The following is an 18,812-nucleotide window of genomic DNA, read 5'->3' as shown; positions in this document are numbered from 1 at the left end:
TGCCAGTTCATCCGTGGTCAGCGCCGTTCCGGTAAGACAGAAGGGATCATCCCTCCCGGTAACCAGCTCTACGAAAATACTGCATGCCGGTCTTTCCGAGGAGATTTTTAGGCAGGTAAGGTGACAGCGGCATGACGAATAAGCGGCAGTTTTGCGAAGACTTATAAACCTGTGTGCGGTTTATCCTTCCAATACCAATAAATTTCGCTAAGACCGATTACCGGCTATCACAAATCCGGGACTTCCCATTTCATGACCAAATTCGATGTTCTGACAGTCGGCAACGCAATCGTCGATATCATCGCCCGTTGCGACGACCAGTTCCTCATTGACAACAAGATCACCAAGGCGGCGATGAACCTCATCGATGCCGATCGCGCCGAACTGCTCTATTCCCGCATGGGACCGGCACTGGAAGCTTCCGGCGGCAGCGCCGGCAATACGGCCGCCGGTATTGCCAGCCTCGGCGGCAAGGCTGCCTATTTCGGCAAGGTCGCGGAAGACCAACTCGGCGAGATCTTCGCGCATGATATCCGCGCCCAGGGCGTTCACTATCAGACGAAGGCCAAGGGCACGTTTCCGCCGACCGCGCGCTCGATGATCTTCGTCACCGATGACGGCGAGCGCTCGATGAACACCTATCTCGGCGCCTGCGTCGAACTTGGGCCCGAGGATGTCGAAGCGGATGTCGTGGCGCAAGCTAAGGTCACCTATTTCGAAGGCTACCTCTGGGATCCGCCGCGCGCCAAGGAAGCGATCCTCGATTGCGCCCGCATCGCCCATGAAAACGGCCGTGAAATGTCCATGACGCTGTCGGATAGCTTCTGTGTCGATCGTTACCGTGGCGAGTTCCTGGATCTCATGCGGTCCGGCAAAGTCGACATCGTCTTCGCCAATCGTCAGGAGGCGCTGTCGCTTTACGAGACCGACGATTTCGAAGAGGCACTGAACAAAATCGCCAAGGATTGCAAGATTGCCGCCGTGACAGTGAGCGAGGACGGCGCCGTGATCCTGAAGGGTAACGAGCGCCATTACGTCGACGCGATCAAGATCGACGAACTCGTGGACACCACGGGCGCCGGCGACCTCTTTGCTTCTGGCTTCCTCTACGGCTACACGCAGGGCCGTACGCTGGAAGATTGCGGCAAGCTCGGCTGCCTTGCGGCCGGCATCGTCATCCAGCAGATCGGCCCGCGGCCGATGAAATCCCTATCCGAAGCCGCAAAGGAGGCAGGCCTTATTTAAAGGCCTCGCCCGGATAGGCCCCCCAGATTTCCGACTGCGCCACCCAGCCCTCGGCGCCGTCGGTCTTTGCGAAGCACCACTCTCCGCTGCATTCACCGATGGTGATCATCACGCCGGGCTCCAGCTTTGCAACGATGCTGGAGGACGGCTGCGCTTCACGGCGGAGGTTGACATAGACGCCCTTGCCCTTGCCCTTCATCCACGGCGCGGCGATGGCCGCGCGCTGGCCTGACAGCAGCGACTGGTTGACCCAGCCCTCAGTGCCGTCGGCATCGCGGATACGGCGCCAGTTATCATATTCCTGGATGATTTCGACCGGCAACCCAGACTTCAGATACAGCCAGGAAACGGCGTAATCCGTTCCCGGGCCGATACGCAGGTTGACGCGCTTGGACTTCAGCGTCACGAATCGCGGCAGTGGCAGGCCGCTCGGCCCCTTGGCTGCCGCCTGGGCTTGCGCAAACTCAATTGTGCCTGCCGATACGGCAAGGGCGACCGCCAGGACGAGGCAGGGCTTTAGAACAGTGCGACGCATGGAAGCTTCCGTTGGCTCGAATTCGAAGCAGGCCTTGCCTGCTCGCTTTCCGGGATTCCCCGCGCGCCTCGCGAGTTTTGTTTGTCTTCGCGTGCGGGTCTGGTAGAAAATGCCCGTTATGGGAAATGATCGTCCAACTTGGTTAAAGACCTCTGAACAAGGCACCGCAAGCCGCTATGACAACGAAGAAAAAACCGAAGGTCTATATAACCCGCAAGCTGCCTGACGTCGTCGAAACCCGGATGCGCGAGCTTTTCGACGCCGAGTTGAATATCGACGATACGCCGCGATCCGCCCTTGAGCTTGCCGAAGCCGTCAAGAGCTGCGACGTGCTCGTGCCGACCGTCACCGACCGCATCGACGCAGCGCTCATCGAGCAGGTCGGGCCGCAGATGAAGCTCATCGCCAGCTTTTCGAATGGCACCGACCATATCGATGTCGATGCGGCTGCGCGTAAAGGCATCACGGTCACCAACACCCCGAACGTACTGACCGAGGATACCGCCGACATGACCATGGCGCTGATCCTCGCCGTGCCGCGGCGGATCGGCGAGGGCGCCCGCGTTTTGACCGACAGACCCGGCGAATGGGCAGGCTGGTCCCCGACCTGGATGCTCGGTCGCCGTATTCATGGAAAGCGAATCGGCATTGTCGGCATGGGTCGCATCGGCACGGCCGTCGCACGGCGGGCCAAGGCTTTTGGCCTGTCGATTCATTATCACAACCGCAAACGCGTCAATCCGGCGACCGAGGATGAGCTGGAGGCGACCTATTGGGAAAGCCTCGATCAGATGCTTGCCCGCGTCGATATCGTCTCAGTCAACTGCCCTTCGACGCCAGCGACCTTCCATCTGCTCTCGGCGCGCCGCCTGGCGCTGCTGCAACCGACAGCCTATCTCGTCAACACCGCCCGTGGCGACGTGATCGATGAGGCTGCGTTGATCAAAAGCCTGCGAGAAGGAAGGATCGCCGGTGCCGGGCTCGATGTCTTCGAGAATGAACCGATGGTCAATCCGAAACTGGTAAAGCTCGCCAATGAGGGAAAGGTCGTCCTGCTGCCGCACATGAGCTCGGCGACGATCGAGGGACGTGCGGAAATGGGCGACAAAGTCATCATCAATATCCGCGCCTTCATTGATGGCCACCGGCCGCCAAACCGTGTGCTGCCCGGACGATAGGGGCCCGAGGCGCTCACATCCTTAGCCGGTAAGCGTTTTCCGCATTTCGACAAATGTCGTGCGCGTAAAGCCCGGATGCGACTTCTCTGCGGTTCTGGCAAAACCCCAGGCGGAAAAGGTCGAGTGATTGTCGACGAGCTCTACCCGCGTCTCGAGCCTCAATGCCGGAAGGTCGAGGTCGCGCGCCGTCTCCTCGGCAATATCAAGCAGGCGGCGGCCGATGCCCTTGCCTTGTGCGGATGGCAATACCGCAAGCTTCCCGATGTAGAGACAGTCCGCCTCAGGACGCAGGAACATGCAGCCGGTGAGCCATCCGTCATTCTCCACGGCATAGGCGATTTCTGCCTTTGCTTTTTCCGTGAGCGATTCCACCGTCAGACGGATTGCCGAGGAGGGTGGATCGATGCGGCCGTCCATATAGGCGAAGGACGCTCGAATGAGATGAAGCAGCTCGCTCCAGCGCGCAAAGCTCCCATCGATGCGGAAAGGAGTCATGCAGTCCTGCTCTCTTTCGCGCGCCGACGTTTGTAGCGGATCGTGTCGAAGCGGGCCGACAGCGCGTTGTAGAGCAGCAAACGGCCGATCAACGGATCGCCGGCACCGGTAATGAGCTTGATCGCCTCCATAGCCATCAGCGTGCCGATTACACCGGTCAGCGCGCCAATGATGCCGGCTTCCGCACAGGCAGGGATCAGTCCGGCCGGCGGCGCTTCCGGAAAGAGATCGCGATAGCCGGGATTGGCTATGCCGTCTTCGGCAACCTCATAGGGTTTCAGTACGGTCAGCGAGCCGTCGAAGCGACCGACGGCACCGGTGACGAGCGGGATGCGTGCTTCCTCGGCCGCATCGGCAGCGGTATAACGCGTGTCGAAATTATCAGAGCCGTCAATCAGGAGATCGAAGCCGGAAAGGTATCGGCGCGCAACGTCTGCCGAAAAGCGCTCCGTGAACCGGATGACCTTGATATGAGGGTTCAGCCGCGCAATCGCTTGAGCTGCGCTCTCTGTCTTCAGCTCGCCGATCGTGCCGGAATCGTGAATAACCTGCCGCTGCAGATTGGACAGGGAAACATGGTCGTCATCGGCAATGCCGAGCGTGCCGACGCCTGCTGCCGCCAGATATTGCAGGATCGGCGCGCCGAGCCCGCCGGCGCCGATCACCAGCACGCGGGCGGCCTTCAGCTTCTGCTGACCCGCGCCGCCGATTTCCGGCAACAGGATATGGCGATGATAACGCGCAATTTCGTCCGGGCTGAGAGGTTCCATGGGCATGATGCTATCACGCCCCGAACTGGCAGGAGAAGTGTTATCGCTCATTCAAAATCTTCCCGTCGGCAACGGTAAAGAACTGCGCCCGCTCCCCCAATGCCGCAAACATCTGATGGTCCGTTCCCGTCATGAAGGCCTGGCCGCCGAGCCCGTCTATCAGGTCGAACAGTGCGGCACGGCGTCCTTCATCGAGATGCGCGGCGATCTCGTCCAAAAGCAGGATCGGAGCATGGCCCGTGAGATTGCCGACGAGCCGCGCATGGGCAAGCACGAGGCCAACCAGCAGAGCCTTTTGTTCACCGGTCGAGCAGCGTGCCGCTTCCATCTGCTTCTCGCGATGATGCACGATGAGATCGGCGCGATGCGGCCCCTCCAGCGTACGTCCGGCGCCGGCATCGCGGTAACGGTTGGCGAGGAGTGTCGCCGCATACTCGTCTTCCAGGTCGACCGACGGCCTGGAGAACTGGCCGTCCATGAAGCCCGAGAGCTGTAGCGATGCCGATGGGAAGGGGGAAGTCTCGCGGCTCTCCTCTATCAGGCGCGTCAATAGACCAAGCATTTCCTGCCGCGCGAGCGCCATGGCGATACCGAGGCTTGCCATCTGCTCTTCGATACCGGAAAGCCAGGATGGATCGAAACGACCTTCGTCGAGCAGCTTGTTGCGGCTGCGCATCGCGCGCTCGAAATCGCTCGCTCGCCTGCCATGGTCCGGGTCGAGCGACAGGACGAGCCGGTCGAGGAATCGCCTTCGATCCGATGAGCCGCCGGTGAAGAGCCCATCCATGGCCGGCGTCAGCCAGAGCACGCGCAGGTGATCCGTCAGTTCATCGACTGTTTTCGCGGTCGTTCCATTGATGCGCAGCCGGCGTGTGGTGGTTTCGTCGCTGGTGTCGATCCCGGTGCCGATCTCGACATTACCTTCCATGCCATCGAGCTCGGCAAAGATCGACAACCCGCCCGCCGCATTCACACGGGTGATATCGCCATAGGCGGCGCGGCGCAGCCCTCGTCCGGGTGACAGGAAGGAGACGGCTTCCATGAGGTTGGTCTTGCCGGCGCCGTTGTCGCCGGTCAGCACCACATGCCGTCCATCGAACGAAAGCGAGGCCGATGCATAATTGCGAAAATCGGTCAGCTTCAGACGGGAAAGGGCAACCTTATGCGGCATCGGATATCCGGAATCATCAAGGCTGACAGTGAGAGCCTTTTCTGGCTAGATTGAAGCATTCTGCCGGAGCAGGTTTCCGTCAGGCCGAAGGCGATCGGCAAAGGACATACTCCCTGGTACGTCCGAGCCGATCGCCTTTGATCCTGCCGGAAAGATGTCCGGCCCTAGCTGGTTTGCAAGCAAACCACCGCGGTTGGCTGAAACGGGCCGGCTTGGCCGCAGGTCCGGGCTACGACGCGCGCTGGCCGGTCGACCACCCGTCTCTGTTTGAGCCAACAGAAAGCTTCAATCTGGTCAGGAAAGGCTCTAAGCCGAAGCTGCACGGATATCAAGGCTGGGAGCGGCTTATGTCCCTAATGCATGCTGGGAGGGGGAATTTCGAGCTGGGCCTCGGCCTCCGCAATTGCCCTTTCTATCCAATAGAGGAGGTCGGGCCGGTTCTTTATCGAACCGCGCAAGGATCTTAACGAGTCGAGGATCATCATCAGCTGCTGGCGGCGCATATCGATGATGATACTGTCGGCATCATGTTTCCCGGTGGGAGCGGATGTCATGGCAGTATTCGAAGCCTCTCGTCAGATGGCGCTATAGGGTCCGGCGCGACTAACTATCGTCGCCCAAGATGAAGTCAACCGGAAGCTGTTCAATTTTTTGTAACATCGCCGCTAAGTGAGCGAATGACAAACGGTAGTTGAAGAATTTGCCCGACAGCAACTGACGCATCAGCCTAACGCCCAAAAAAAGTCGGTTGAAATTTGCAACTTCTCGGTTGAGATATTCGGCTGACGCTATATGGTAAATGAAGGGTTTTTCGGGAGAGAGAGTGGCAGTGCCGGATCCGATTGATATCATTGTCGGTCGCAACGTGAGACAGCTTCGCGCTCGCCGGCGTGTATCTCAACTTGAACTCGGCGAAGCACTCGGCCTGACTTTTCAGCAAATCCAGAAATACGAAAAGGGGACGAACCGCGTCTCTGCGAGCAAGCTGCACCAGATTGCAGTTTTCCTGGACGTCGATATTTCCGAACTCTTCGAGGGTACGGGCATTTCCCAGTTCAGTAATCGCGTCGAGCTGAGCCCGGAAGCCTATGAGCTGGCCATCAATTATGACAGGCTGAACTCGCCTGCAGGCAAGCAGGCGGTCAAGACGATCCTGAACCTCATGTGCGGCCAAGCAACTGAAAACGCCGCCTGAGCGTCTAGACATCCGTGAAATGCTAGGAAGTCAGTGAAGCTCGCGCTCGTGCAGCGCGAAGAGCAGGGTATCCTGCGTCTGGTGGCCGGCATGATAGAGGTCGATTGCGATGCTGGCGATCGAAAGGCCCTGCTGGCTGCGCAGCTTGATGTTGCGTTCCGCGCACCATGTATAAAGCGCACCTGCAAGCACATCGACATCTTCGGGCATGCAATTGGAAAAGTTCGTCGCCGACATGGAAACACTCTCGATTGGTTCAGGGGCTGAGAACCGCAGACTGTATGAATTTCAGGAGCTTGCAAGCACGTTCAGGTCTCTGCGTTAACACAAAACGCCTGCATGGCATCGCCCGTCCCGACTTGGGACATGTGTTTCAAATCAGAGCGCGCATGAAAAAAGCCGGAGGCAATACCTCCGGCTTTTGTAACCTTGAGAGATATCGAGATCAGCCCTCGAAGAATTCCTTCATCCGGGCAAAGAAGCCCGTCGATTCCGGATTGTTCTCCTTGGAGGACAGCTGCTCGAACTCTTGCAGAAGCTCGCGCTGGCGCTTGGAGAGCTTCTGCGGCGTTTCGATCTGAATCTGGATATAGAGATCGCCCGTCTGGCTGGAGCGCAATACCGGCATGCCCTTGCCCTTCAGACGGAATTGCTTGCCGGCCTGCGTACCCTCGGGAACGCTGACGCGCGATTTGGTACCGTCGAGCGTCGCCACATCGAAGGTGCCGCCGAGCGCTGCCGTCGTCATGGAGATCGGCACTGCGCAGTAGAGATCGGCACCGTCTCGCTGGTAGAACTCATGCGGCTTCACCGACAGGAAGATATAGAGATCGCCCGCCGGGCCGCCGCGCATGCCAGCCTCGCCTTCGCCCTGCAGGCGAATGCGGGTGCCATCCTCGATGCCGGAGGGAATGTTGACCGAGAGCGAACGCTCTTCCGTCACACGGCCCTGGCCGTGGCACTTCGGGCATGGATCGGGAATGATCTGGCCGCGGCCATGACAGGTCGGGCAGGTACGTTCGATCGAGAAGAAACCCTGTGCTGCGCGTACGCGGCCCGAGCCCTGGCAGGTACCGCAGGTCTTCGGCTGCGTGCCTGGTTTGGCCCCGGAACCGGAACAGACATCGCAGGTGATCGACGTCGGCACGCGAATCTGCGCCGTTTTTCCCGAGAAGGCTTCTTCCAGCGAGATTTCCATGTTGTAGCGAAGGTCGGCGCCACGTTCGCGGCCACCTGAAGAGCGCTGCCGTCCACGGCCGCCGCCCATCATCTCACCGAAAATGTCCTCGAAAATATCGGAGAAACCACCGGCGGCAAATCCGGCGCCGCCACCGGGGCCACCCATTCCGCCCTGTTCAAAGGCCGCATGGCCATAGCGGTCATAGGCCGCACGCTTCTGCGGGTCCTTCAGCGTTTCGTAAGCTTCGTTGATTTCCTTGAACTTCCGTTCGGCGTCTTTGTCATCCGGGTTCTTGTCCGGATGGAATTTCATTGCCAGCTTGCGGAAGGCGCTTTTCAGCTCTTTTTCATCCGCCGATTTGGCTACACCCAGAGTTTCGTAAAAGTCCGCTTTTGCCAATTTAAGCCCCGGAAATGGATTTCCGGCTGCCATGGTGAGCAGCCGGATGTCTATCGTCTAGCGTACGCGAGCCCACCGATTAAGCGGACTTCTTACGATCGTCGTCCTTGACTTCTTCGTAGTCGGCATCAACGACATTGTCGTCCTCGGCAGAAGCCTCGGCTGCGCCGCCTTCTGCCTGCTGGGCTTCATAGATCGCCTGGCCGAGCTTCATGGAAACTTCCATGAGCGTCTGGGTCTTGGCCTTGATGTCTTCGGCGTCGGCCTCGGTTGCCTCGGTTGCGGACTTCAGAGCGGCAATCGCATCGGAGATCGCGGTACGGTCGGCTTCGGAAACCTTGTCGCCGTAGTCTTTGAGCGACTTTTCCGTGGAGTGGATCAGGCTCTCGGCCTGGTTCTTGGCTTCCACGGCCTCGCGGCGCTTCTTGTCTTCGGCGGCATGCGATTCGGCATCCTTGACCATCTTTTCGATGTCGGCGTCAGAGAGACCACCGGAAGCCTGAATGCGGATCTGCTGTTCCTTGCCCGTGCCCTTGTCCTTGGCAGAAACCTGCACGATGCCGTTCGCGTCGATGTCGAAGGTGACTTCGATCTGCGGAACGCCACGCGGTGCCGGCGGCAGGCCGACGAGGTCGAACTGGCCGAGCAGCTTGTTGTCGGCAGCCATTTCACGCTCGCCCTGCGAGACGCGGATGGTGACGGCCTGCTGGTTGTCGTCGGCGGTCGAGAAGGTCTGGCTCTTCTTCGTCGGGATCGTCGTGTTGCGTTCGATCAGACGGGTGAAGACACCGCCGAGAGTTTCGATACCGAGAGACAGCGGGGTTACGTCGAGGAGCAGAACGTCCTTGACGTCGCCTTGCAGAACGCCGGCCTGGATGGCTGCGCCGAGAGCAACGACTTCATCCGGGTTGACACCCTTGTGCGGTTCCTTGCCGAACAGCTGCTTGACGACTTCCTGGACCTTCGGCATGCGGCTCATACCGCCGACAAGAACGACTTCGTCGATCTCGGCTGCAGTGACGCCGGCATCCTTGAGGGCTGCCTTGCACGGAGCAATCGTGCGCTGAACGAGGTCGTCAACCAGGCTTTCGAGCTTGGCGCGGGTCAGCTTCAGCGTCAGGTGCTTCGGGCCGGAAGCGTCAGCCGTGATGAATGGCAGGTTGATTTCGGTCTGCTGCGAAGAGGACAGCTCGATCTTTGCCTTTTCGGCAGCTTCCTTGAGGCGCTGCAGGGCGAGCTTGTCATTCTTCAGGTCGATACCATTGTCCTTCTTGAACTCGGCAACGAGATATTCGACGAGACGCATGTCGAAGTCTTCACCGCCGAGGAAAGTATCGCCGTTGGTGGACTTCACTTCAAAGACGCCGTCACCGATCTCGAGGATCGAGATATCGAAGGTACCGCCGCCAAGGTCGTAAACGGCGATCGTCTTGCCATCTTTCTTGTCGAGGCCGTAAGCGAGCGCAGCCGCGGTCGGCTCGTTGATGATGCGGAGCACTTCAAGACCGGCGATGCGGCCGGCATCCTTGGTTGCCTGGCGCTGCGCGTCGTTGAAGTATGCGGGAACGGTGATGACGGCCTTTTCGACCTTTTCACCGAGATAAGCCTCGGCGGTTTCCTTCATCTTCTGAAGGATCATCGCGGAAATCTGTGCGGGCGAGTAGGCCTTGCCGTTGGCTTCAACCCAGGCGTCGCCATTGTCACCCTTGACGATGCTGAAGGGAACGAGGTGCTTGTCCTTCTCGACAGTCGGATCCTCGTAACGGCGGCCGATGAGGCGCTTTACGGCGAAGAGAGTGTTCGTGGGGTTGGTGACCGCCTGGCGCTTGGCCGGCTGGCCGACGAGGCGTTCGCCATCATCGGAAAATGCCACCATGGAAGGGGTCGTGCGCGCGCCTTCCGCATTCTCAATGACCTTTGCGTCTTTGCCGTCCATGACTGCGACGCAGGAATTTGTCGTTCCAAGGTCGATACCAATTACTTTTGCCATGTCATTCTCTCCTTGAAGCAAGCTGTCGGAACCCCGAGAAGGCATTTCCCTGACAGCCCCTTACGGGATGGGTCTACTAAGATTACGCAATCGTGATTGCGGTGATGCGGCGTATATAAGGAGCGGTTTTCTGGACTGCAAGGCGAGAAATAGCTTGGAATCCAGCAAAACGAATGTGTTGCATTCAATTTTTACAGTAGCCGGAAAAGGGTCTGTTTTGCACAGCCAAACCGTGCAAATCCTGCGTGGCTCTCCTAAAGCGGGACCGTGCTGCCGCAAGGCGCCCGAATCCCGTTCCAATACTGTTACTGGCCCATGATGAGGTCAAGAAGCGTCGTGTGTCGCGGCCGCGCCCCCGAGCTTGCCTGCGGTCCGCCGACATCTCCTGGCGGCACCATGTCGTCGTAACCGCCGCCGGCAACATCGGCAGGTGGCACTGGCCCGCCATTCACCGGCATCGGTGCTCGAGGCTGATCGGGTACCGGCGGATAGCGGTTCAAACCATCATTGCCACCGAAGACACCGGAAATGATACTGCCGACGGTCGAAGGCTGTTCGGGCATAGGCTGGGCCTGCGCCATCGGCTGGCCGTTGTTGGGATCGATGCCGGGATCGGCAAAGGTTTGGCCCATGCCGAAGAGCGGCGCGGGCGAAAGCCCCTTGTGCGCGGCGACCATGAATTCTTTCCAGGCCTTGGCCGGGAGCCCGCCGCCGGTCACCTTCTTCATCGGCTTGCCGTCGTCATTACCGAACCATACGCCCGTCGTCAGGTTGCTGGTGAAGCCCACGAACAGCGCATCGCGCGAGTTCTGCGTCGTGCCCGTCTTGCCGGCGGCCTGCCAGCCGGGAAGCTTGGCGCTCGAGCCGGTGCCGCCGTTGATGACGCCCATCATCATCATGTTCATTTCGGCTACGATCTGCTCGGAGAGCACGCGTGGCGGGCTGTCATAGGTGTTCTCATAGAGCACCTTGCCATCCGTGGTCGTCACGCGACGGATCACATGCGGTGTTGCCTTGTAACCGCCGTTCATGAAGGCCGCGTAGGAGGCCGTCAGTTCCATGAGCGAGACTTCCGAGGTGCCGAGCGCGATCGAGGCATTGGGCTGTAAGTCCGATTCGACGCCGAGGCGATGGGCGAGTTTGATCACCTGATCCGGCCCGTCATACATCACAAGCTGCGCAGCCACCGTATTGAGCGATTTTGCGAGCGCAGTGCGGAGCGTCACTTCGCCGTTATATTTCTTCTCGTAGTTCTCCGGCGTCCAGTTGCCGATGCGGATCGGCGCGTCGTTGAAGACCGAATCCGGCGTCAGGCCCTTTTCGAGCGCAGCCGCATAGACGAAAGGCTTGAAAGAGGAACCCGGCTGGCGTTTGGCTTTGACGGCACGGTTGAACTGGCTCGTCGCATAGTCCCTGCCGCCGACAAGCGCGCGGATCGCACCGGTACCGTCGATCGAGACGAGAGCCGCCTGCGACGCATCGAACTTGCCGCCTTCCTTGTCGAGGACATCGACGAGCGACTGTTCGGCCTTCTTTTCGAGCGTCTTGTCGATCGTCGTATCGACGATGACGTCTTCCTTCACGTCGCCGACCAGGCCCTGCAGTTCGTCCATCACCATGTCGGCGACATATTGTCCGGCGCCCGACCAATAGCTGCGGGCTGAAGCGGGCGTCTGCGACATTGCCGTCTTGATTTCGTCAGCGCTGATATAGCCCTGATCGCGCATCGCCTGCAGCACGACCTGGGCGCGGGCATTTGCCGCCTCCGGATCGCGCGCCGGCGAAAGGCGGGACGGCGCTTTCACCAGGCCCGCAAGCAGTGCTGCTTCGCCGAGGTTCACATCTCGCGCCGATTTGTTGAAATAGCGGCGGGAAGCCGCTTCAACGCCATAGGCATTCGAGCCGAAATAGACGCGGTTCAGATACATCGCAAGGATCTGGTCCTTGGTATATTTCTGTTCCAGCCAAAAGGAGAGCAGGACCTCCTGAACCTTACGCTCCAGCGTGCGGTCTGGCGAGAGGAAGAGGTTCTTGGCGAGCTGCTGCGTCAGCGTCGAACCGCCTTGGATCGGCTGGCCGGTCAAATTATTGATGAAGGCGCGCGCAAGGCCGAACGGGTCGACGCCGAAATGCGAGTAGAAGCGCCGATCCTCGATGGCGATCACAGCTTCGGGGATATAGGGCGACATGGTTTCCAGCGAGAGAGCCTCGCCGCCGGTCGTACCGCGATTGGCGATCACGCTGCCGTCTACCGCAGTAATCTTGACGTTCGGCGGCCGTTCTGGAATTGCCCAGGTGCTGGCGCTCGGCATGCGCGATCCATAATAGAGCACGAGCCCGGCGACGCCGATGCCGGCCCAGATGCCGACCACGATGCACCAGTAGACGAGCCTGCGCAGGAACGAGAAGAGGCCGCCGCCTTCGCGTTCCCGCGGCTCGGCACGGCGCTTTGCCGGTGCACGGCGCGGCGCGGGTGATCGCGATTGGCGCTTGGAGCCATGTCTGCCGTCGATGCGGTCGTCGTCATCGAGCGCGAATTCGTCATCCTCGCGGCCGCCACGGGCGTTGAAGGACGGTTCGATCCTCTCGTCTGATCTACGTCTGGCTACCATAGCGGAGTGGCGCACCCTTGCTGTAAAGACCGCACCCCTCGGCAGCGGTTTTATCCGACTGAACTGTAAATGCGGCGATTTAACGGGCTGTTAAGAACAACACCAATACGGCCAAGTACTGTCGTTGCCTACCTTTTCTCCGTTAACCGTCCTTGTTTTTCCGAATGGCGGCCATTCGTGAGGATCGCCACAAAACCGACAGATATCGCCGCGGCTTCCGCTCGCTAACGAAGCTGAGCGCCATAGCCAGGCGGAAAACGACGATCGATCCTGACAGAACAGGCGAAGCCCGCCTCCGCGAAGTCTGGAGCGTGCCTGCCTTTGCGCAGCATTAACGGCTCGACAGGGAGGCGGCTGAAGATGCTGCTCGGCACCTATGCGGGAATGCGCGAGCTGCTGGCGACCTAGCATCGCACATCCTCCGGCGGGTAAGGGAACCAATAGGCTTCGCGGCAGTTTTACCTGAGCGGGGCATACCCCTCACGTCCCGCTCAGATCGGCTCGTCTCCCCTCTACACGTGCCGATCAATATCATGCCCGGCGTATCACCAGATACGTCGGGTCCTTTTGTCAGGGGCGATAGGGGCCGCGGTCGCGATAATAATAATCCGGCCCGCGGCGCCAGCGGTCCCGATCACGGTAGAAGTCGCGGTTGCGATAATATCGGTCCCAGTAGGGGCCGACGCTGAAGGTCACTGTCGGAATCCCGAGCGGGCGGTAATATTGCGGGCCGACATAAATCCGGCGTTGCTCATAGGTCGCCTGGACATATTGGCCGGAAACCCAGCCGCGGCCCCCGTAGAATTCCACGTCGCACCAGGGCGTATCGGCGAGGCAGCCGCGGATTTGCAGCGGCGTACCGTTTGGAATCACGGCAACGGCAGGATAGCGGGTGCTCGGACCCGCACGCATGTTCACGTTCGCAGTCGAAATCCCCTGCGCTGCTTCGGCAATGGCTGGCGCAATCAGCAACAGGCCGCCCGCAGCAATTTTCAGAACAATATGTTTCACCTTTTACTCCTCGCAATAAATGATGGCTGCCGGGCATCGGAACCAACATTTCCCCGGCAAGGCAAAGATAGAGCGCCTGCGGCGCAGGTCACGCATCGCAGGTTTCGCTTTCTCTTTCAAAGGCTTATAGAGACGATCGGATGAACGCAGCTTGAACGGCGGCAAGCTTTTACGGGGTCTTGAAATGTGGAGGGCGGCTTCCGATATACTCTCCAAGAAATCGCAGCCCGGAAATGATGTGCGCTTTATCAGTCGTACCGTTTCCGAGATCTGGTTGGATCGATCGTTAACCGGTCGTTAGTCTTTCGAGATCAGTCTAGCTGTGCACTATCCGCTTCTCCTTTGACCACGGATGTACTGGCACTGAGATGAGGTGGATAGCGGAAGGCCGGTTTGCCCCGGCCTTTTTGTTTGCAGATTTCGGATGGCGTGCCGCGCGAGAGCGCGGGCGCGCCTTTTTCGTTTCAGGCCTTCAGCGCTGCAAGGATGCGTACCCAGGAGCGAATGCCTTTGTGGTAGGAGGCAAGTTCATACTTTTCGTTCGGCGAATGGATACGGTCATCGGAAAGACCGAAGCCGACAAGCAGAGATTCCATCCCGAGCATCTTCTGGAAATCGCCGACGATCGGGATCGAGCCGCCCATGCCGATGACGACGGCGGGCTTCGGCCATTCGTCGGAAAGCGCCGTGCGCGCCTTGGTCAGAACAGGCGAGTCGTAGGAAAGGTGGATGGCCGGCGAGGCGCCATGCGGATGGAATTCGACCGAGCAATCGGCCGGAATCTTCGAGCGGACGTAATTGCGGAAGCTTTCGCGGACCGCTGTCGGATCCTGCGTGCCGACGAGACGGAAGGAAACCTTCGCCGATGCCTTGGCCGCAATCACGGTTTTGAAGCCTTCGCCGGTATAACCGCCCCAGATGCCGTTGACCTCGGCCGTGGGACGCGCCCAGGTGAGTTCCAGGACCGAGCGTCCCTTTTCGCCCGAGGGAACGGAGAGGCCGACTTCGCCGAGGAAGCTTTCCGCCGACTTGCCGAGCGCTTCCCAGGATGCCTTGATGTTAGAGGGCGTTTCCTCGACGCCGTCATAGAAGCCATCGAGCGTGATGCGTCCGGTCTCGTCGTGCAGACCGGCAAGGATTTCCACGAGAATATGGATCGGATTGGCGGCAGCCCCGCCGAAAAGGCCGGAATGCAGGTCGCGGTCAGCGGCCGTTATCACGACTTCTTCGCCGACAAGACCGCGAAGCGCCGCTGCGATTGCCGGCGTATCGCGATCCCACATGCTGGTATCGCAGACGAGGGCGTAATCGGCCTTGAGTTCGGCAGCATTGGCTTCGAGGAACGGCTTCAAGGACGGTGAACCGGATTCTTCTTCACCTTCGAAAAGAATGGTGACGCGGCAGGGAAGCGCTCCGTTGGTCTCCTTGTAGGCGCGGCAGGCTTCGACAAAGGTCATAAGCTGGCCCTTGTCGTCGGCAGTGCCTCGGCCGGTCAGGATCTTACGGCCATTCCCAGCGTCCTTGACGGCGGGATCGAAGGGATCGTTTTCCCAGAGCTCGATCGGATCGACCGGCTGCACGTCATAATGACCATAAAAGAGGACGTGCGGTGCATCAGCCGAGGCGCCTTCGTGATGGGCGACCACCATCGGATGGCCGGGCGTGTCACGAACCGAGGCATCAAAACCGAGGGTCTTCAGATATCCGGTGAGCCATTCGGCCGCCTTGCGGCATTCGGCTTTATAGGCCGGATCGGTGGAGATCGACTTGATGCGCAGTAGCTCGAACAACTTTTCGAGGCTCGAATCGAGATTTTGGTCCGCACGCGCAAGCACAGGATTTAGTTCGGTCATTTCCGACTCCTTTTGAAATTCGGCCGGACGATAGACCCAATTGGCGACGCTTTCGAGCGGCAAATTTTACACTCGCCGCGTGGCGCCAAATGCGGCAACGGATGCAGTAGAGGTGTCTAATACAATTTACAGTTATTTAGCAAACTCTAAATAATCTCGCCCCGAGGTCGATCTTCGAGGTAGCAAATGTTCTCCGTTATTGCCTGCATCAGGGACAACCATGATTGGCGGCTGATCATCGCGGCTGCAATCGTCTGCCTCGTCGGCAGCCTGACAATGATGCTTCTTCTCTCCCGTGCGCAGGAATGCGATGTCGGTCAGCGCAAGCTCTGGATCGGCACTTCAGCCTTTGCCGCTGGCGTCGGCGTGTGGGCAACGCACTTCATCGCCATGCTCGCCTATGATGGCGGCCTGCCGATCAGCTATAATCTCGGCCTGACTTCTCTCTCGGTTGTCCTTTCGATCTTCGGCTCATGGGTGGCGATCCTGATCGCCTCGGAAGGTCGAGCCGCCTATTCCTTTGCTTTCGGCGGGCTGCTGATGGCGCTCGGCGTTACGGCCATGCATTTGACCGGCATGCAGGCGATCGAGGCGCAAGCCGTCGTCGTCTATGATGCCTTCGCTACGGTGATCGCTTTCAGTTCCTGCGCGGCTCTTTCTTTTGTCGCCTTCCTCGCCTTCTTCAAACTGAAGGGCATGAAACGCTTTGCCGCATCATCCATCGCCTTCGTGCTGGCAATCTGCACATTGCATTTCATCTCGATGAGCAGCATCGCGCTGGTGCCGGATCCAGCGCGCGAGGTCGCCGCGAAAGTGCTTGCGCCGGAAGTGCTTGCTGCGATCGTCATGGCCGTTTCGACGGGCCTCATTCTCATGTCCTTCGGCGCGGTTTTCCTGGAAAGCCATCTGACCGATCTTCGCGGCCTTGCCAACGTGTCGCAGGACGGCCTCGTCATTTTGCGGGAAGGCAGGATCGTCGACACCAATGAACGCTTCCTGGCCCTGTCCGGCTGGAAGCTCTCCGAGCTCACCGGCAATACCCCCTCGAGCGTGCTAGTGCTCATCCATGTGGAGCAGGAGAGCGATCATAAGGAAATGCTGTTAATCGCTAAGGATGAGAGGGAAATCCCGGTCGAGGTCGTCACGCGAAGTATCGTCTATCGCGGGCGTTACTGCGACGTTCTCGTCGTTCGCGACCTCTCCGAGCGGAAGCGCACCGAAGAATTGATCGAACATCTCGCTCATCACGATGTTCTGACGGACCTGCCGAACCGTTCGCTTTTCGATACCCGCATTCGCCAGGCCTTACATGTGGCTGAACGCAAACGGACCGAGGTTGCCCTCGTCTGCATCGACCTCGATCGCTTCAAGGCCGTCAACGATATCTTCGGCCATGCGGAAGGTGACCGCATCCTGCGCAAGGTTGCCGTGATCCTCAAACGTTGCGTCGATGCGGACGATACGATTGCGCGGCTTGGTGGCGATGAATTCGCCATCGTCCAGCCAGGCAAGAAGCAGCCCGATGCGGCGCGTCGTCTGGCAAGCCGAATCATCGATGAGTTTGCGGCCGAGATGGATACGGCCCGCGATCCGACGGCCGTCGGCGCCAGCATCGGCATCGCGCTTTATCCCGCGGATGGAAAGTCTGCCGAAGAGCTTTACAACAACGCGGATACCGCCCTTTATCGCGTTAAACATGCAGGGCGCGGCGCCGCCTGTTTCTTCGATGCGGAAATGGACGAGTCGGTGCGCACCCGCCGCCAGATCGAGCATGAGCTTCGCCACGCTATCCTCCGCAGGCAGCTCCACGTCAACTATCAGCCAATCCTCGACGCGCGCAGCGGTGAGATCAACGGCTATGAAGCCCTCATGCGGTGGAACAGGCCGGGCCACGGCATGAGCGAGCCAGACATCTTCATTCCGATTGCCGAGGAAAGTGGCTCCATCGTTCAGCTCGGCGAATGGATCCTGCGCGAGGCTTGCATGGAGGCGGCCCGCTGGCCGCAACCGCTAACGATTGCAGTCAATGTCTCTCCAGTGCAGTTTCTGCTGCCCAATCTCTGCGAGCGCGTGACTGATATCCTGAAAGAAGCCCGTCTGGCGCCCCAGCGCCTGGAACTGGAGATCACTGAAGCTGCACTCGTGCGGGATCGCAAACGGGTCATGAGCACGCTTCAGCGTCTGCGTGCTCTTGGCGTGCGTATCGTCATGGATGATTTCGGCACCGGCTTCTCTTCACTGTCCAACCTGCGCTCCTTCCCTTTTGACAAGATCAAGGTCGACCGCAGCTTCACCGGCGTCCTGGAACACGATGCGGGAGCCCGCTCGATCGTGCGCGCCATCATCGGCTTGGGACATAGTCTCGGCATGCCTGTTGTCACCGAGGGCGTGGAGACGGAAATGCAACGGCAGATCGTCGTGGACGAAGGTTGTGCCCAGGTGCAGGGACTGCTGCTCGGCAAGCCGGATATCGAGCCGAGCATCAAGCTCGCGGCTCGTGAAAACTCCGTGGGGGCGACGGGTCCTGAGGCGCAGGTGATAAAGCTCAAGCGCACACGCAATCGCGCTGCGGCGGAACGGTTCTAGAGCGTCTTGGCGTTGTCGATCAGCCGCCGGATATATTCGAGCATCAACTCTCGCTCGAAGGCCCTGAACCCCTTGAACAGGGCAAGATCAGCCTCGCGCGCAATATCGATTGCTTCCGCTTCCATCGCCTTGGCTTTCTCCGTCAGAAAGATCAGCTGGGCGCGTTTGTCGGTAGGGTGCGGACGGCGCTCGATCAACCCATCGCGCGCCATGCGCGAGAGCGTGTTGGCCATGGTCGCCTGCTCGATATCGACGCGTTCCAGCAACTGCTTCTGGGTCAGCCCGTCTTGGGCCCAAAGCTCCAGAAGTATGGGGAACTGACCGGGAGAAAAACCGAGTCCCGCCGCACGCTGATGCAGCGAGCGGGCAAAACCCTTGGCCAGCTGGCTGGCAAGGTAGGCACCGGATTCCATTCGATTAAATCCCATGATTGCAAGTTAGGCTCAAAATCCTGCCGCAGACAATGCAACAAATTGCATACGATGCATCAAAACACGCGGACCAAGCAGTTAAATTTTCGAGAGCCATATCTCGAAAACTTTGTAGAGGCTGAAAAACAAAGCCGCCACGGCCTGGAGGGAGGCCATGGCGG

General features: G+C 59.5%; 14 protein-coding genes and 1 pseudogene. 4 read left to right on the top strand and 11 right to left on the bottom strand.

What is annotated here, in order from left to right; genetic code table 11:
- The first annotated feature begins 252 nt into the window (after positions 1-252).
- Positions 253-1,245 carry an adenosine kinase gene (locus tag FHX08_RS16595; RefSeq protein WP_132653098.1) on the top strand — a complete coding sequence of 331 codons (993 nt, stop codon included), beginning with the start codon at positions 253-255 and terminating at the stop codon, positions 1,243-1,245.
- Here FHX08_RS16595 and FHX08_RS16590 read toward each other — a convergent pair.
- Positions 1,238-1,780, bottom strand: coding sequence for an SH3 domain-containing protein (locus FHX08_RS16590; RefSeq protein ID WP_132653097.1), 543 nt, complete (start codon positions 1,778-1,780; stop codon positions 1,238-1,240). The genes FHX08_RS16595 and FHX08_RS16590 overlap by 8 nt on opposite strands.
- Positions 1,781-1,956: 176 nt before the next feature.
- On the opposite strand from FHX08_RS16590, the gene FHX08_RS16585 reads away from it, so the two are divergent.
- Positions 1,957-2,958, top strand: coding sequence for a 2-hydroxyacid dehydrogenase (locus FHX08_RS16585; protein WP_132653096.1), 1,002 nt, complete (start codon positions 1,957-1,959; stop codon positions 2,956-2,958).
- Between the two features lie 21 nt (positions 2,959-2,979).
- On the opposite strand, the gene FHX08_RS16580 is transcribed toward FHX08_RS16585, so the two are convergent.
- Genes FHX08_RS16580 through recF form a run of 3 tightly spaced genes read right to left on the bottom strand, consistent with a single transcriptional unit; the run spans position 2,980 to position 5,394 of the window.
- A complete protein-coding gene (locus FHX08_RS16580; RefSeq protein ID WP_184327334.1) occupies positions 2,980-3,453 on the bottom strand; it encodes a GNAT family N-acetyltransferase in 474 nt (157 codons plus the stop codon).
- Entirely contained in the window at positions 3,450-4,274 is an 825-nt protein-coding gene (locus FHX08_RS16575) for a molybdopterin-synthase adenylyltransferase MoeB (protein WP_184327333.1), read from the bottom strand. Before FHX08_RS16575 ends, FHX08_RS16580 begins: the two co-directional genes overlap by 4 nt.
- Positions 4,264-5,394, bottom strand: a complete 1,131-nt coding sequence (gene recF, locus FHX08_RS16570) for a DNA replication/repair protein RecF (RefSeq protein ID WP_184327332.1) — start codon at positions 5,392-5,394, stop codon at positions 4,264-4,266. The genes FHX08_RS16575 and recF overlap by 11 nt, the downstream gene beginning before the upstream one ends.
- 829 nt (positions 5,395-6,223) lie before the next feature.
- On the opposite strand from recF, the gene FHX08_RS16565 reads away from it, so the two are divergent.
- Positions 6,224-6,589, top strand: coding sequence for a helix-turn-helix domain-containing protein (locus tag FHX08_RS16565; protein ID WP_132653238.1), 366 nt, complete (start codon positions 6,224-6,226; stop codon positions 6,587-6,589).
- Positions 6,590-6,619: 30 nt separating this feature from the next.
- Here the strand turns inward: FHX08_RS16565 and FHX08_RS16560 are convergent, their stop codons facing one another.
- From FHX08_RS16560 to FHX08_RS16535, 6 genes and pseudogenes are all read right to left on the bottom strand, one after another.
- A complete protein-coding gene (locus FHX08_RS16560) occupies positions 6,620-6,826 on the bottom strand; it encodes a hypothetical protein (protein ID WP_184327331.1) in 207 nt (68 codons plus the stop codon).
- 208 nt (positions 6,827-7,034) lie between these two features.
- Positions 7,035-8,168 (bottom strand): molecular chaperone DnaJ, encoded by a 1,134-nt coding sequence (dnaJ, locus tag FHX08_RS16555; protein WP_184327330.1) that lies wholly within the window; start codon positions 8,166-8,168, stop codon positions 7,035-7,037.
- Positions 8,169-8,247: 79 nt separating this feature from the next.
- Positions 8,248-10,158 (bottom strand): molecular chaperone DnaK, encoded by a 1,911-nt coding sequence (dnaK, locus tag FHX08_RS16550; RefSeq protein WP_132653091.1) that lies wholly within the window; start codon positions 10,156-10,158, stop codon positions 8,248-8,250.
- A gap of 305 nt (positions 10,159-10,463) precedes the next feature.
- Positions 10,464-12,770: a transglycosylase domain-containing protein gene (locus FHX08_RS16545; protein WP_184327329.1), complete on the bottom strand. Its 2,307-nt coding sequence runs from the start codon at positions 12,768-12,770 to the stop codon at positions 10,464-10,466.
- Between the two features lie 588 nt (positions 12,771-13,358).
- A pseudogene (locus FHX08_RS16540) lies at positions 13,359-13,781 on the bottom strand (SH3 domain-containing protein); the annotation flags it as partial.
- A 464-nt stretch (positions 13,782-14,245) separates the two neighbouring features.
- Positions 14,246-15,634, bottom strand: a complete 1,389-nt coding sequence (locus FHX08_RS16535; RefSeq protein WP_184327328.1) for a dipeptidase — start codon at positions 15,632-15,634, stop codon at positions 14,246-14,248.
- Between the two features lie 186 nt (positions 15,635-15,820).
- Between FHX08_RS16535 and FHX08_RS16530 the strand changes: the two genes are divergently transcribed.
- Positions 15,821-18,220 (top strand): EAL domain-containing protein, encoded by a 2,400-nt coding sequence (locus tag FHX08_RS16530; protein WP_184327327.1) that lies wholly within the window; start codon positions 15,821-15,823, stop codon positions 18,218-18,220.
- Here FHX08_RS16530 and FHX08_RS16525 read toward each other — a convergent pair.
- Positions 18,217-18,633 (bottom strand): MarR family winged helix-turn-helix transcriptional regulator, encoded by a 417-nt coding sequence (locus FHX08_RS16525; RefSeq protein ID WP_132653087.1) that lies wholly within the window; start codon positions 18,631-18,633, stop codon positions 18,217-18,219. The two genes, FHX08_RS16530 and FHX08_RS16525, sit on opposite strands and share 4 nt — an antisense overlap.
- Positions 18,634-18,812 lie beyond the last annotated feature (179 nt).

It is taken from the genome of Rhizobium sp. BK529, from assembly GCF_014194105.1.
In the GTDB taxonomy this organism is placed as follows: domain Bacteria; phylum Pseudomonadota; class Alphaproteobacteria; order Rhizobiales; family Rhizobiaceae; genus Rhizobium.
The sequence above is the reverse complement of the archived record's forward strand: the minus strand, read 5'-3'. Positions and strand labels throughout refer to the sequence as shown.